Raw genomic sequence first — 14,765 nt, 5'->3', positions numbered from 1 at the left:
GGTGGCGGAACGTAGCACGGCTGCCGTCGACGTGGCCGACAACAGTGGCGACAAGCCGCTGGCCGCGAAGGCGGACGAGGCCACGAGCGACGGCACGGCAGAAGCTCAGGATGCAATGGGCGAAGGCCCTCAGGACGCGGAGAACGAGCAGAACGGCTCCGAAACCGCCATGCCGGCCCCTGATCTGCACAGCGGTCACAAGCTTGCCGGGCGCTACCGGCTCGAGGAGTGCGTCACCCGTCTGGACGGGTTCAGCAGCTGGCGCGCCGTCGACGAGAAACTGCGCCGCGCGGTGGGTGTCCATCTCCTGCCCGCCGATCACCCGCGGGCCCGGTCCGTACTGGCCGCGGCGCGCTCCTCCGCCCTGCTCGGCGACCCCCGCTTCGTGCAGGTCCTCGACGCGGTGGAGGAGAACGACCTCGTCTACGTCGTCCACGAATGGCTCCCGGACGCCACCGAGCTGACCGCCCTGCTGGGCGCGGGGCCGATGGAAGCCCACGACGCCTACCAGCTCGTCAGCCAGATCTCCCAGGCCATGGCGGCCGCCCACCGTGAGGGGCTGGCCCATCTGCGGCTCACGCCCGGAGCGGTGCTGCGCAGCTCTTCGGGTCAGTACCGCATCCGCGGCCTCGCGGTGAACGCCGCGCTGCGAGGGATCACCTCCGACGGACCGCAGCGCGCCGACACGGAGGCCATCGGTGCTCTTCTGTACGCCGCGCTGACCCAGCGCTGGCCGTACGAGAGCGATGCCTACGGCCTCACCGGGCTGCCCAAGGGCGTGGGACTGATCCCACCCGACCAGGTCCGTGCCGGAGTCCACCGCGGTCTCTCCGAGATCGCCATGCGGGCGCTCGCCAATGACGGAGCCACGGCCTCCCGTCAGGAACAGCCGTGCACCACACCGGACGAGCTCGCCAAGGCCGTCGCGGCGATGCCGCGTATCCGTCCGCCGGAGCCCACCTTCACCGCACCACCCGAGTATCAGCGGACCACGTACCAGCAGGGCACCTTCGGCCGTCCGGCCGGACCCGTCGCCGGCGCCGCCCAGCCCGTCGTCGTGCCCCCCGCACCGCTCCAGAGCCGTACCGGTAAGGCCCTCAAATGGGCCGTGTCCGGGCTGCTCATCGCCGCGCTGGGGCTCGGCAGCTGGCAGCTGGCGGAGACACTCCTGGACCGTGACAAGGGCGCGGAGGACCCGGGCACGACGCAGACCAACCCGGAGAACAACGACCCCAAACCCGCCGTGGAAAGCAAGCCGGTTCCCATCGTCGGTGCTCGGGACTACGACCCGCTCGGCGACGGGTCCGAGAAGCCCCAGGGCATAACCCATATCTACGACGGGGATGCGACTACTTACTGGAACACCGACGGCTACTACAGCGCCGACTTCGGCAGGCTGAAGAAAGGGGTCGGGGTGGTACTCGATCTCGGAAAGGTGCAGCAGGTCGGTTCGGTGGACGTGACCTTCCTGGGTGCCACGTCGGTCGAGTTGCTGACCGCCCCAGGTGCCGAAGTGCCGAGTATGCCCGACGGCTTCACCAAGGTTTCTCAGGGGTCTGGAACGAAGGTAGTACTCAAGCCCGGCGAACCCGTCCAGGCGCAGTACCTTCTGGTCTGGCTCACCAAGCTGCCACAGAGCGACGAGGGAAAATTCCGGGGAAAGATTTCGGACATCAAGGTCACCAGCTGAGCGCACCGTCCAGCGGATCGCGCGGATGGAGTCGCCGCGCGGAAAGCAGGGGCCCCGGAGAACGCCTCTGGAGCCCCTGCTCGCCTTTCTGAATCCCCGAAAATTTTCGGCAGGATCAGTACGAAGGCGTTTTGGAGTGCAGATTCACGTTGTCGTACTGGGACCAGCCTTCCGCATATGACGAAAGGGGGTCCTTGTCATAGACCATTGCCGTGTAACAGGTGTAGCTACCGAGGGACGTGCTGTACGAAAGATTGGTGCAGCTGTACGCCTTACCATCCGTATTCCGTACAATCTGGGCTTTCCCCCACGCATTTTCAGACAGCGTAATACGCGCCCACGCAGTATGGCACTTTACGCTGTACCGCAGCTCGATGGCGCCCAACGTCCAGCTGGAGGTGCCTATATAGGACTCTTTCATCGTCGTCGAGTCAGCGGCACAGCCAGCCGAAATCGGATTCTTTCCATCCATCGAGTAAGTTGCGGCTTGCGCGCTACCCGGAATCAGAGCCACCAGAAACGGTGCAGCAATGACTGCTGGCAACACCTTGCGGATATATCGCACCAGAGACCTCTTCACTCGAACGCCCTATCCATACTGATTTTTATCCTAAGTAGACGAGAGGGAATCCTCAACACCCACTGCAAGAAAACTCGGGTCCAAAAATCCGAGCGATTCTCGCCATTTACTTTTAGCCATGGATCGGCTTCACTACAGGGATGCCGACAGCTGAGGAGGGGGGCCGCGGGCCCTGCGGAAGCCATGGCCGTGCGCCAAGCGACTCAGACCTCCTCGCTCGCCACGTAGCCGGCGAACCGGACGCCTTCGGTGAGCTCGTACGACGTCATCGCGACCGGCTGTGGGCCGTGGCGTTGCGGACCCTGGGCGATCGCGAGGAAGCGGCCGATGCCGTCCAGGACGCCCTGATCTCTGCCTTTCGCGCCGCCCACACCTTCCGCGGCCAGTCCGCCGTCACCACCTGGCTGCACCGCATCACGGTCAATGCCTGTCTCGACCGGGTCCGCAAGGCCTCCTCCCGGAAGACGGCACCGGTCGACGACCCGGAGCGCCTCGACCGGCTCATGGAACCCCATGAATCCGCCGAGGCACCGGCCGAGCGTCAGGATCTTCAGCGGGAACTGCTTGCGGCCCTGGCCACCCTCCCGGCCGAGCAGCGCGCCGCCCTGGTCCTCGTCGATATGCAGGGTTACCCGGTGGCGGAGGCAGCCCGCATCCTCGATGTGCCGGTGGGCACCGTAAAGAGCCGCTGCGCGCGGGGACGCGCCAGGCTGGCCCCCCAACTCACTCACCTCCGCAGCGGAAGCGGCGACGACGAGGTGCCGGAGCCGGGAGGGAACCGGACACCGAGAGCATCCGTCCCACCGGCGGCGAGACCGAAAGACGCAGGCACGACTGATCCAGCGGCAGCGAAGGGCGGAGGTGGACACGCATGACATCGACGACCGATACGACCCAGCACCCGGGCGTCTCGGAGATCTCCGACCTCACCGAGGGCCTGCTCTCCCCGTCCCGTGCCGAGGATGTCCGAGGACATGTGGCCGGCTGCGAGATGTGTTCGGCTGTTCTCTCCTCGCTGGAGGAGATTCGCGGGCTCCTCGGTACCTTGCCCCCCGCTCCGCCCATGCCGGCCGAGGTCGTGGACCGCATAGGCGCGGCGCTCGCCGACGAAGCCCGGGCCCTCGCACCCACCGCGCCGGCGGCACCCGCGGAGGATGTTTCACGTGAAACAGAGCCGTCTGCCGCAGCCTCGGACCCCGCAGACCGCCCCGCAGGACACTCACGCGCCGCCACCGGTCCCGGTCGTCGTACCGGCCGCCGACGGCGCCGGAATGCGGTGATCGGCGCCGCACTCGGCGCCGCCGTGGTCAGCGTCAGTGTGCTCCTTCTCCAGAACTTCCCCCTCTCTCAGAGCTCGGACGGGACCAGCGCCGCCGACCAGAGCGCCAGCGCCTCCCGAGACGGTGGACAGGCCTTTTCGCAGTCCACACTCGAAGGCCGCGTCTACAGCCTCCTGAGCGCGAACGGCGATGCGTCGAGCGCAACGGACCCCTCGGCCAAGCAGGCTCCGTCCGTCGACACCAAGTCCTCGCCAGAAGGCGCGTCCGACGGGTCCATTTCGCCCCAGGACCCGCTCCGCGCTTCCGGCGTCACGGTCCCTTCGTGTGTGGAGCAGGGAATCGGCCGGAACACCGCCGCCCTCGCCCTGGAGCGGGGCACCTACGAAGGTGCCGACGCGTTCCTTGTCGTGCTTCCGCATCCCACGGACTCCGCCAGGGTCCAGGCCTACGTCGTCGACGCGTCATGCGTAGGTGCCGAACCCCCGGCCAAGGGGAAGCTCCTGCTGACGCACGCCTACGCTCGCCGCTGAGAATCACGCCGAATGCCGCCCGGCACGTCGGGAATGCATCCCCCGTAGGATCCGTTGGGTGGGGTGAGAGTCGTTGAACCGACCCCCAGTAGGCGTGGACAGTAGGCAGTCTGCAGAGACGAGGAAGAAACCCGTGAGCGACGTGCGTAATGTGATCATCATCGGCTCCGGCCCTGCGGGCTACACAGCCGCCCTGTACACGGCGCGTGCCTCGCTGAAGCCGCTGGTGTTCGAGGGCGCCGTCACCGCCGGTGGTGCATTGATGAACACCACCGACGTGGAGAACTTCCCCGGTTTCCAGGACGGGATCATGGGCCCCGAGCTCATGGACAACATGCGCGCCCAGGCCGAGCGCTTCGGTGCCGAACTCATTCCTGACGACGTCATCTCCGTGGACCTCACCGGTGACATCAAGACGGTCACCGACACGGCCGGCACGGTGCACCACGCCAAGGCCGTCATCGTCACCACCGGCTCGCAACACCGCAAGCTCGGCCTGCCCAACGAGGACGCGCTCTCCGGACGTGGCGTCTCCTGGTGTGCCACCTGCGACGGCTTCTTCTTCAAGGACCAGGACATCGCCGTGGTCGGCGGTGGCGACACCGCGATGGAAGAGGCCACGTTCCTCTCCCGTTTCGCCAAGTCGGTCACCATCGTCCACCGACGCGACTCCCTGCGCGCCTCCAAGACCATGCAGGACCGCGCGTTCGCCGACCCGAAGATCAAGTTCGCCTGGGACAGCGAGGTTGCCGGTGTGCACGGCGAGCAGAAGCTCTCCGGGCTCACCCTCCGCAACACGAAGACCGGTGAGACGTCCGAGCTCGCCGTGACCGGCCTCTTCATCGCCGTCGGCCACGACCCGCGCACGGAACTCTTCAAGGGCCAGCTCGAGCTCGACGACGAGGGTTACCTCAAGGTCGCCGCCCCGTCGACGCGCACCAACCTCGCCGGTGTCTTCGGAGCCGGCGACGTCGTCGATCACACCTACCGGCAGGCCATCACCGCTGCCGGCACCGGATGCTCCGCCGCTCTTGACGCCGAGCGCTTCCTGGCCGCGCTCGAGGACGAAGAGAAGGCCGCCGCAGCCACCGTCTGATCCACGCCCCACCCCACACCCCGCGAAGTTAAGGAGGCCGCCGTGGCCGGCGCCCTGAAAAACGTGACCGACGACTCGTTCGACGAGGTTGTCCTGAAGAGTGACAAGCCCGTGCTGGTGGACTTCTGGGCTGCCTGGTGCGGCCCGTGCCGCCAGATCGCCCCCTCCCTGGAGGCCATCGCGGCCGAGCACGGCGAGATCGAGATCGTCAAGCTCAACATCGACGAGAACCCGGCCACCGCTGCCAAGTACGGCGTCATGTCCATCCCGACGCTGAACGTCTACCAGGGTGGTGAGGTTGCCAAGACCATCGTCGGCGCAAAGCCGAAGGCCGCGATCCTCCGCGACCTCGAAGGCTTCATCGCCGAGTAAGGCAGAACCGCAGCACCGTTGTTTCACGTGAAACGGGCCCGTCCCTTGGGGGACGGGCCCGTTTCACGTTCCTGGCTGCGCAGCTCTCACAACGGCCGAAGCGCGGGTTCCTTCTGTACGACCCCCAGCAACCGGTCCAGGGCCAGCTCGACGTCTTCCTTCCAGGAAAGCGTCGTGCGCAGCTCCAGCCTCAACCGCGGGTGCACCGGGTGGGGCCGCACTGTCTTGAAGCCCACCGCCAGCAAGTGATCCGCGGGCAGCACACAGGCGGGTTCCTTCCAGCGGGTGTCCCCGAAGGCCTCGATCGCTTTGAACCCTCGCCGGATCAGGTCCTTGGCTACCGTCTGCACCATCACCCGGCCCAGCCCCTGGCCCTGGTAACCCGGCAGGATGAAGGCGGTCATCAACTGGACCGCGTCGGGGGAGACGGGGCTCGTCGGAAAGGCCGTGGCTCTCGGCACATACGCGGGCGGGGCATAGAGCACGAAGCCGGCCGGCACATCATCGACATAGACCACGCGGCCGCAGGACCCCCACTCCAGCAGAACAGCGGAGATCCAGGCTTCCTTCTCCGACTCGGCCCTGCCGTCCTTGACCGCGGCGTCCCCCCTCACCGGATCAAGCTCCCAGAACACACACGAGCGGCAAGGCCGGGGGAGATCAGACAGGTTGTCCAGCGTGAGCGGTACGAGCCGACGCCCCATGGAGGCTGTTCCTCACTTCCCTGACCACCGCATGACGTGACGGCCGGTGCACTCCGTTCACGGCAGTGGATCAATTGGATACGCCCTGCCAGAACGCATCGTATCCACCAAGAGATCAAGCCGACACCGTGAAGAAGCAAAGGGCGGACCGCTTTCACCAGAAGGCAAACTCGGGCCGTCTTCCGCAGCAGGACGAAGGTGGGCCGTCTTCCGCGGGAAGGCAAAAGGCGGGTCGCTCTCCCGAACACCGGAGCACGGCCCGCCACTCGCCACTCAGAGCCTCAGCCCTCGCCGTCCTCGGCGGTCTCCTCCGACGACGCACGGTCCAGAACACGGCCTTCGCCCGGCGCCAGGCTGCCGAGAATGCGGTCCAGATCCTCCATCGAAGCGAACTCGACGACGATCTTTCCCTTCTTCTGCCCGAGGTCGACCTTCACCCTGGTCTCGAATCGGTCGGACAGCCGGGACGCCAGATCCGTCAGCGCCGGCGACAGCCGGCCGCCGGCCCGGGGCCCCTTGGACTTCGCGGTGCTCGTGGGCCTGGAACTCATGAGCGTCACGATCTCTTCGACCGCACGCACGGACAGCCCCTCCGCCACGATCCGGTGCGCCAGCTTGTCCTGCTCCTCGGAGTCGTCCACCGACAGCAGCGCCCGCGCATGTCCGGCCGACAGCACCCCGGCCGCGACCCTGCGCTGCACCGGCGGCGACAGCCGCAGAAGACGCAGCGTGTTGGACACCTGCGGCCGGGAACGCCCGATCCGGTCGGCCAGCTGATCATGGGTGCACTTGAAGTCCTTGAGCAGCTGGTCGTACGCAGCCGCCTCCTCCAGGGGGTTCAGCTGAGCCCGGTGAAGATTCTCCAGAAGCGCGTCCAGAAGGAGCTTCTCGTCGTCAGTGGCCCGGACAATCGCCGGGATCTGCTTCAGATCAGCCTCACGACAGGCTCTCCAGCGCCGCTCGCCCATGATGAGCTCATAGCGCCCGGATCCCGCCTTCCGCACCACGACGGGCTGGAGAAGACCCACCTCCTTGATGGAGGTGACCAGCTCGGCCAGCGCGTCCTCGTCGAACACCTCGCGCGGCTGACGAGGGTTGGGCGTGATCGAGTCGATGGGAAGCTCGGCAAAGTACGCTCCGGCCGCCTCTGCCGGGCCACCGGCCCCCTCGGAGACCGATACAGGGGTGCTCGGCTCCGGCACCGCAGGGCCACCCGTGCCCAGGGTGGTCAGTTTCGCGACAGCCACCCCCCGGTCGGACGTCAGTACCGGCATCGCTCCGGGTGCGGACGCACCCATCCCGGGGGCCGGAATCTGCTTCTCCTGCGGAGCGGCGGGGATCAGGGCACCGAGCCCTCGCCCCAAACCTCTACGACGCTCACTCACTGGGTCCCCTCCGAACTGTTCTGCGGGCTGTTCCGACTGCCCGTCTGGGCATGCTGTGCCTCGTACTGGATACCGACCCCTCGCAGGGCGATCTCACGGGCGGCTTCGAGGTAGGACAGGGACCCGCTCGAACCCGGGTCATAGGTCAGTACCGTCTGCCCGTAGCTCGGCGCCTCGGAGATCCGCACCGACCGAGGGATGCTGGTCCGCAGCACTTCCTTGCCGAAGTGGCTGCGCACCTCCTCCGCCACCTGCGAGGCGAGCCGCGTCCGGCCGTCGTACATGGTGAGCAGGATCGTCGACACATGGAGATCGGGGTTGAGATGCCCCCGCACCAGATCGACGTTGCGCAGCAGCTGACCCAGACCTTCCAGCGCGTAGTACTCGCACTGGATCGGGATCAGCACTTCCGCGCCGGCCACCAAGGCGTTGACCGTCAGCAGGCCGAGCGAGGGCGGGCAGTCGATCAGGATGTAGTCGAGCGGCTGCTCATATGCCTGAATCGCTCGCTGCAGTCGACTCTCCCGCGCCACCAGCGACACCAGCTCGATCTCCGCACCGGCGAGATCGATGGTGGCCGGGGCGCAGAAGAGACCTTCAACGTCCGGGACCGGCTGGACCACATCGGAGAGCGGTTTACTCTCCACCAGGACGTCATAGATCGAGGGAACTTCGGCATGGTGGTCGATACCCAGCGCCGTGGAGGCGTTCCCCTGCGGGTCGAGGTCGACGACCAGAACACGTGCACCATGAAGTGCAAGTGATGCGGCAAGGTTCACCGTCGAGGTGGTTTTACCCACCCCGCCCTTCTGGTTGGCGACCACCATGACCCGCGTCTGGTCAGGCCGGGGCAGCCCCTCGCCGGCACGGCCGAGGGCCTCGACCGCCAGCTGGGCCGCACGACCGATGGGTGTGTCATCCATCGGCGGCGGTGTTTCACGTGAAACACCGTCCCCCGCCGATTCGGTTCGGGGACCGGGGACCGGATCGGTCATCGGTCCCGCGATGTTGGCGTCGGACCGCAAGGATTCACTCTCCTCGGCTTCAGGCTCGCAATGAGCAGAGCCTGCCATGGTTTCGGGGTCGTGAACCAGCGAGGCCCGCTCTTCTGTGGATGAATCCACTTCTGTGGACAACTCCGTAGCCCTAACGGGCCTGCGATGGCGAGGGGCGGCGGCCGCACGACCGCGGCCGATGATTCCATGCAGCAGAGAGCGACGTTTCACGTGAAACACGATGCCCCTGCAGCGTAGCTACAGGGGCACGACACTCCGCGCGGGGTACGTACAGCTGCCCTCCGGGCACGTACGTCTGCGCTCAGCGACGACGACGTGTCCGGCTGACCCTGGCAGCCTTGGCGCGCTTTGCGGCGAACCTCACACCGCCGGGGCTCTCGCCCACCACCACACGCACCACGGTGGACATCGGGTCGACGATACCCTCGCCCACCTGGAGCACCTCTGCCTCCACGACGCCGAGCTTGCTGAGGGCGGCACGTGCGCCATTGACCTCTTCTTCGGCGGTATCGCCCTTGAGTGCCAGCATCTCCCCGTACGGGCGGAGCAGGGGCACTCCCCAGCCTGCCAGGCGGTCCAGTGGAGCCACCGCACGAGCAGTCACCACATGTACCGGCTGAAGCGTCCCAAGGACCTCCTCGGCCCGGCCACGGACGACCGTCACATGGTCCAGCCCCAGCAGTTCGACGACCTCCTGAAGGAAGTTCGTACGCCGCAGCAACGGTTCAAGCAGGGTGATCTTCAGATCCGGGCGCACCAGCGCCAGCGGGATCCCGGGGAGGCCGGCGCCGGACCCCACATCGCAGACCGTGACGCCCTCAGGGACGACCTCGGAGAGCACCGCACAGTTCAGCAGATGCCTCCCCCACAGGCGCGGAACCTCGCGCGGACCGATCAGCCCTCGCTTGACCCCCGCATCGGCCAGCAGTTCCGCGTACCGGACGGCCTCGGGGAAGCACTCACCGAACACCGCCCGGGCCTCGTCGGGCGCCTGGGGAAGCGCTACTTCCTCCGTCACGGGAACCGTCCTTCCATACCGCACTACCGCACGTGGGTGGCTGACTATCAGGCTGACAAAGATCGGCCCCGCCTGCGAACAGACGGGGCCGACAGGAAAGGTTTCCGGTCAGGCCGGAAGGACGACGACGAAGCGCTGCGGCTCCTCGCCCTCCGATTCGCTGCGCAGACCTGCGGCCGCAACCGCGTCGTGCACGACCTTGCGCTCGAACGGCGTCATCGGGTCGAGCTTCACCGGCTCACCAGTGCTCTTGACCTCGTCCGCGGCCTTGGCACCCAGCTCGGCGAGTTCCGTGCGCTTCTTGGCCCGGAAACCGGCGATGTCCAGCATCAGACGGCTGCGGTCACCGGTCTCCCGGTGCACGGCCAGCCGCGTCAGCTCCTGGAGCGCCTCCAGCACCTCACCGTCGCGGCCCACGAGCTTCTGCAGTTCACGTGCCGATTCACTGATGATCGAGACCGCGGCCCGGTCCGCCTCGACGTCCATGTCGATGTCGCCGTCCAGGTCGGCGATGTCGAGCAGGCCCTCAAGGTAGTCCGCTGCGATCTCCCCTTCCTGCTCAAGGCGGGTCAAGGTGTCGCTGCCCTCAGCGGCCGTGGAGGTGGTGCCTTCCGTCACGGATGGACTCCTTCTTACTTCTTGGACGGGTGCTTGGGCCGCTGCGGGCCCTTGCGCTGTCCGGACTTGGCTTGGCGTGAGGAGCCGGACGCGGGCTTGCCCGCCGGCTTCGACTTGTCGTCCTGCGGTGCGCTCTTCTGCAGGGATGTCTTGGGCTCGGACCCGCTGGAATCGGTGTCCTTGCCCGGCTGGCCCGCAGTGGTCTGGCGCTTCGCCTTCGTCTGGCGCTTGGGCTGCTGGCGTCGCTGTGCGGCTCCGCCCTCGGCCTCGGCGACGGCGGTGTCGCTCTTGGTCACCGTGCCGTCCTCCTGAGGGGCGAGGCCGAGCTTGGCCAGCCCCGTGACGAACTTCCGTTCGATGTCGTTGCGATCGGTGCCCTTGGCCACGATGCGCTTGACCGTGTTGCGCCGCGTCCGGCCCCGCACCTCACCGTGTGAGGTGACGCTCTTCAGGAGGCGCCCGAGGTACTGCTCCTGCGCCTTGCTGCCCGGGGTGGGGTTCTGGTTGATCACGTACATCTGCTGACCCATGGTCCAGACGTTCGTGGTCAGCCAGTAGACGAGGACACCGACGGGGAAGTTGATACCCATGACGGCGAAGATCAGCGGGAAGATGTACATGAGCATCTTCTGCTGCTGCATGTACGGCGTCTTGACGGTCAGGTCGACGTTCTTCGTCATCAGCTGGCGCTGCGTGAAGAACTGGGAGGCCGACATCATCACGATCATGACGGCGGTGACGACCCGGACATCGGTCAGCGAGGCACCGAGTGCCTCGACCTTGTCCGCGCTGTCCATGAACTTGGCGGCCAGCGGAGCACCGAAGATGTGGGCCTGACGAGCGCTGTCCAGCAGCGACTGGTCGATGACGCCGATCTTCTTGTTCGACGCGATGGCCGAGAGCACGTGGTAGAGGGCGAAGAAGAACGGCGACTGGGCAATGATGGGCAGGCACGAGGAGAGCGGGTTGGTACCCGTCTCCTTGTACAGCTTCATCATCTCTTCGGACTGACGCTGCTTGTCGCTCTTGTAGCGCTCCTGGATCGCCTTCATCTTCGGCTGGAGCACCTGCATGTTCCGCGTCGACTTGATCTGCTTGACGAACAGCGGGATCAGGCAGATGCGGATCAGCACCACGAGGGACACGATGGACAGACCCCAGGCCCATCCGGTGTCGGGGCCGAAGATCGCCCCGTACAACTTGTGGAACTGGACGATGACCCAGGAAACGGGCCACGTGATGAAGCTGAACAGACTGGCAATCGTGTCCACTAATCAGGCTCCTTGAGCATTGGGCGAAGTCTCTGCGGCCGGGCTCGGACGGTCGGTGGCCGACCCCCCGGCAGGCACATCAGCGGCGGAGTCCCCGCCCTTGCTGCCGCGTACGGCACTACGCAACAGTTCGTGCCAACGCGGACGTTTGCGTGGTGGAACGTGATCCACGCCGCCGGGTGACCACGGATTGCATCGCAGGATGCGCCAGGCCGTCAGCGCTGTTCCCTTGATCGCTCCGTGCCGGTCGATCGCCGTATATCCATAGTGGGAACACGACGGGTAGTAACGGCAGACAGGCCCGAGAAGTGGGCTGATCGTCCACTGGTACAACTTGATGAGAGCCAACAGCGGGTACTTCATCGCGCGCCCCCTCCCAGCAGCCGCTGAAAGGCGGCATCCAGGTCTCGGGCCAGCTGTTCATGGTCGGCGTCACCCGAACCGGGCAACGCGCGTACGACAACCAGGCTACCGGGGGGCAGCATGGCCAGCCGTTCTCGGACCAGATGGCGAAGCCTTCGCTTCACCGCTGTGCGGACGACCGCACCACCCACTGCTTTGCTGACAACGAAACCCGCACGCGGCGGGGGAGCAGTCTCCCCAGTCACGTGCGGGTCCGTTGCACCGCTGCGTAGATGAACGACGAGTAGAGGGCGACCGGCCCTGCGTCCCCGCCGTACTGCGGTCGCGAAGTCCTCGCGCCGCCTCAGCCGATTCTCGGTAGGCAGCACGTCATGACGACCTGTACGCGATCAGGCGGACAGGCTGGCGCGGCCCTTGCCACGGCGGGACGCGAGGATCGCGCGGCCGGCACGGGTCCGCATACGCAGACGGAAACCGTGGGTCTTCGCGCGACGACGGTTGTTCGGCTGGAAGGTGCGCTTGCTCACTCGGGGGCTCCAGTAATGATCGTGTATTGGCGGGACATCGCCTGGCTGTCACCGTGCGCCCACGAGAGACTCGCGTAAACGCCCTAGTTGCACCGCTTCACAATCACAGATCGTGATCTTTGCCCATCGGAGGCAGGCGGCAGCAGCCATCGACAACTCGACCTGGTCACGGTACGCGCGGCTACGCCATCCGGTCAAACCGACCCTGTCGGACCTCCCATTGTGCACAGCCTGTGGACAACGACTTGAACCGCATGGGCCGACCCGCCTACCGTGGCTGAACCCCGGTTCTTTTTCTTCCCGCCTGCCGGTCCTCACCCATCCCGACCCATCCCGTCCCGAGAACCACACATTCGTGGGACCAGCGAGAGAGCGTGCCCTGTGGCTGACGTACCTGCCGATCTTGCCGCAGTGTGGCCACGCGTGCTGGAACAGCTCCTCGGGGAGGGGCAGCAGGGCATCGAGGCGAAGGACAAGCAGTGGATCGAGCGCTGCCAGCCGCTCGCCCTGGTCGCCGACACGGCTCTGCTCGCCGTCCCCAACGAATGGGGCAAGCGTGTCCTGGAGGGCAGGCTCGCGCCGCTCATCAGCGAGACGCTGAGCCGCGAGTGCGGCCGGCCGATCCGGATCGCGATCACGGTCGACGATTCCGCGGGCGAACCGCCGAACCCGCCGTCGCCCCCGATGCACCAGTCCCCGCAGCCCCGCTACCAGGGTCCCCCGCACGACGAGCGGCAGCACAACGACGCGTACGACGGTTACGGCCGCCGGCCCTCGGACGACGGCATGCCGACGGCCCGGCCCGCCTACCCCGACTACCAGCAGCAGCGCCCCGAACCCGGCGCCTGGCCGCGCACCCAGGAGGACCTCTCCTGGCAGCAGCCCCGGCTCGGCGGGTTCCAGGACCGCGACTCGTCCGCCGAGCAGTGGCGCGAGCCGTATGGCGGTGGCCGCTCCCAGCAGCAGCCCCAGCACGATTACCGTCCGCAGCCACCCGAGCGCCAGGGGTACGAGTCGCAGCCGCCGGAGCGCCAGGGGTACGAGTCCCAGCCGCCCGAACGCCAGGGGTACGAATCCCAGCGCCCCGAACGCCACGACAGGCAGGAGCCCCAGCACCGGCAGGGCGGCGGCACCGGGCGGCCCGGCGGCGGTACCGGCCCGATGGGCGCACAGCCGTCGCCGGCGCCCGGCCCCGGCGAACCGCACGCCCGGCTGAATCCCAAGTACCTCTTCGACACCTTCGTCATCGGGGCGTCGAACCGTTTCGCGCACGCGGCAGCCGTCGCCGTCGCCGAAGCGCCCGCGAAGGCGTACAACCCGCTCTTCATCTACGGGGAGTCGGGGCTGGGCAAAACCCATCTGCTGCATGCCATCGGGCACTACGCCCGCAGCCTCTATCCGGGCACCCGGGTGCGGTACGTGAGCTCGGAGGAGTTCACCAACGAGTTCATCAACTCGATCCGCGACGGCAAGGGCGACACCTTCCGCAAGCGGTACCGCGACGTCGACATCCTGCTGGTCGACGACATCCAGTTCCTGGCGAGCAAGGAGTCGACGCAGGAGGAGTTCTTCCACACCTTCAACACGCTCCACAACGCCAACAAGCAGATCGTCCTGTCCTCGGACCGCCCGCCGAAGCAGCTGGTGACCCTGGAGGACCGGCTGCGGAATCGTTTCGAGTGGGGCCTGACCACCGATGTGCAGCCTCCCGAGCTGGAGACGCGCATCGCGATCCTGCGCAAGAAGGCGGTGCAGGAGCAGCTCAACGCCCCGCCGGAGGTCCTGGAGTTCATCGCCTCCCGTATCTCCCGCAACATCCGGGAGCTGGAGGGTGCTCTCATCCGGGTGACGGCGTTCGCGAGCCTCAACCGCCAGCCGGTCGACCTCGGGCTGACCGAGATCGTGCTGAAGGATTTGATCCCCGGCGGTGAGGACTCCGCTCCGGAGATCACGGCGACAGCCATCATGGCGGCGACCGCGGACTACTTCGGCCTGACGGTGGAGGATCTCTGCGGATCCTCGCGCAGCCGTGTGCTGGTGACGGCGCGCCAGATCGCCATGTATCTCTGCCGCGAGCTGACGGACCTGTCGCTGCCCAAGATCGGGGCCCAGTTCGGTGGCCGGGACCATACGACGGTGATGCACGCCGACCGCAAGATCCGGGCGCTGATGGCTGAGCGGCGCTCCATCTACAACCAGGTCACGGAACTCACCAACCGCATCAAGAACGGCTGACGGCCCTCCCGCCGCCGCGGCCCACGCACGCACCGAAGGGCGCTGTGCGGACTCGTCAGGAGTCCGCACAGCGCCCTTCT

At 66.9% G+C, this 14,765-nt stretch carries 16 protein-coding genes; 6 read left to right on the top strand and 10 right to left on the bottom strand.

Translation table 11 applies throughout. The features are described 5' to 3' along the window. Position 1: 1 nt before the first annotated feature. Positions 2–1,690, top strand: a complete 1,689-nt coding sequence (locus ABTX18_RS13675; RefSeq protein ID WP_352122898.1) for a protein kinase family protein — start codon at positions 2–4, stop codon at positions 1,688–1,690. 115 nt (positions 1,691–1,805) lie between these two features. On the opposite strand, the gene ABTX18_RS13670 is transcribed toward ABTX18_RS13675, so the two are convergent. Further along, a complete protein-coding gene (locus ABTX18_RS13670) occupies positions 1,806–2,255 on the bottom strand; it encodes a DUF2690 domain-containing protein (protein ID WP_352122897.1) in 450 nt (149 codons plus the stop codon). A 155-nt stretch (positions 2,256–2,410) separates the two neighbouring features. Between ABTX18_RS13670 and sigM the strand changes: the two genes are divergently transcribed. The 4 genes from sigM (at position 2,411) to trxA (ending at position 5,548) form a co-directional block, all read left to right on the top strand. Further along, positions 2,411–3,145, top strand: coding sequence for an RNA polymerase sigma factor SigM (gene sigM, locus ABTX18_RS13665; protein ID WP_352122896.1), 735 nt, complete (start codon positions 2,411–2,413; stop codon positions 3,143–3,145). Then, complete coding sequence (locus ABTX18_RS13660) at positions 3,142–4,080, top strand: anti-sigma factor family protein (RefSeq protein WP_352122895.1); 939 nt, start codon at positions 3,142–3,144, stop codon at positions 4,078–4,080. Before sigM ends, ABTX18_RS13660 begins: the two co-directional genes overlap by 4 nt. 133 nt (positions 4,081–4,213) lie before the next feature. Then, positions 4,214–5,176 carry a thioredoxin-disulfide reductase gene (trxB, locus tag ABTX18_RS13655; RefSeq protein ID WP_352122894.1) on the top strand — a complete coding sequence of 321 codons (963 nt, stop codon included), beginning with the start codon at positions 4,214–4,216 and terminating at the stop codon, positions 5,174–5,176. A gap of 42 nt (positions 5,177–5,218) precedes the next feature. Next, complete coding sequence (gene trxA / locus ABTX18_RS13650) at positions 5,219–5,548, top strand: thioredoxin (RefSeq protein WP_352122893.1); 330 nt, start codon at positions 5,219–5,221, stop codon at positions 5,546–5,548. Positions 5,549–5,634: 86 nt separating this feature from the next. Here trxA and ABTX18_RS13645 read toward each other — a convergent pair whose 3' ends face one another. From ABTX18_RS13645 to rpmH, 9 genes are all read right to left on the bottom strand, one after another. Beyond that, a complete protein-coding gene (locus tag ABTX18_RS13645; protein WP_352122892.1) occupies positions 5,635–6,252 on the bottom strand; it encodes a GNAT family N-acetyltransferase in 618 nt (205 codons plus the stop codon). Positions 6,253–6,533: 281 nt separating this feature from the next. Further along, positions 6,534–7,637 carry a ParB/RepB/Spo0J family partition protein gene (locus tag ABTX18_RS13640; protein ID WP_352122891.1) on the bottom strand — a complete coding sequence of 368 codons (1,104 nt, stop codon included), beginning with the start codon at positions 7,635–7,637 and terminating at the stop codon, positions 6,534–6,536. Next, on the bottom strand, positions 7,634–8,710 hold the full coding sequence (locus tag ABTX18_RS13635) for a ParA family protein (RefSeq protein WP_351396361.1): 1,077 nt from the start codon (positions 8,708–8,710) through the stop codon (positions 7,634–7,636). Before ABTX18_RS13635 ends, ABTX18_RS13640 begins: the two co-directional genes overlap by 4 nt. A gap of 244 nt (positions 8,711–8,954) precedes the next feature. Then, positions 8,955–9,671 (bottom strand): 16S rRNA (guanine(527)-N(7))-methyltransferase RsmG, encoded by a 717-nt coding sequence (gene rsmG, locus ABTX18_RS13630; protein ID WP_352122890.1) that lies wholly within the window; start codon positions 9,669–9,671, stop codon positions 8,955–8,957. A 108-nt stretch (positions 9,672–9,779) separates the two neighbouring features. Continuing rightward, positions 9,780–10,289: a Jag family protein gene (locus tag ABTX18_RS13625; protein WP_136326750.1), complete on the bottom strand. Its 510-nt coding sequence runs from the start codon at positions 10,287–10,289 to the stop codon at positions 9,780–9,782. Between the two features lie 14 nt (positions 10,290–10,303). Continuing rightward, a complete protein-coding gene (yidC, locus tag ABTX18_RS13620; protein WP_352122889.1) occupies positions 10,304–11,560 on the bottom strand; it encodes a membrane protein insertase YidC in 1,257 nt (418 codons plus the stop codon). 3 nt (positions 11,561–11,563) lie between these two features. Continuing rightward, positions 11,564–11,923 (bottom strand): membrane protein insertion efficiency factor YidD, encoded by a 360-nt coding sequence (yidD, locus tag ABTX18_RS13615; protein WP_352122888.1) that lies wholly within the window; start codon positions 11,921–11,923, stop codon positions 11,564–11,566. Beyond that, positions 11,920–12,291 carry a ribonuclease P protein component gene (gene rnpA, locus ABTX18_RS13610; protein WP_352122887.1) on the bottom strand — a complete coding sequence of 124 codons (372 nt, stop codon included), beginning with the start codon at positions 12,289–12,291 and terminating at the stop codon, positions 11,920–11,922. Before rnpA ends, yidD begins: the two co-directional genes overlap by 4 nt. Positions 12,292–12,312: 21 nt before the next feature. Continuing rightward, positions 12,313–12,450 carry a 50S ribosomal protein L34 gene (gene rpmH / locus ABTX18_RS13605; RefSeq protein ID WP_010985740.1) on the bottom strand — a complete coding sequence of 46 codons (138 nt, stop codon included), beginning with the start codon at positions 12,448–12,450 and terminating at the stop codon, positions 12,313–12,315. Positions 12,451–12,831: 381 nt separating this feature from the next. On the opposite strand from rpmH, the gene dnaA reads away from it, so the two are divergent. Continuing rightward, complete coding sequence (dnaA, locus tag ABTX18_RS13600; protein WP_352122886.1) at positions 12,832–14,685, top strand: chromosomal replication initiator protein DnaA; 1,854 nt, start codon at positions 12,832–12,834, stop codon at positions 14,683–14,685. Positions 14,686–14,765: the final 80 nt, after the last annotated feature.

Origin of the sequence: Streptomyces sp. NPDC096323, assembly GCF_040302845.1 — a bacterium.
Taxonomy (GTDB): domain Bacteria; phylum Actinomycetota; class Actinomycetes; order Streptomycetales; family Streptomycetaceae; genus Streptomyces.
This window is presented reverse-complemented; position numbering and strand designations above follow the sequence as displayed.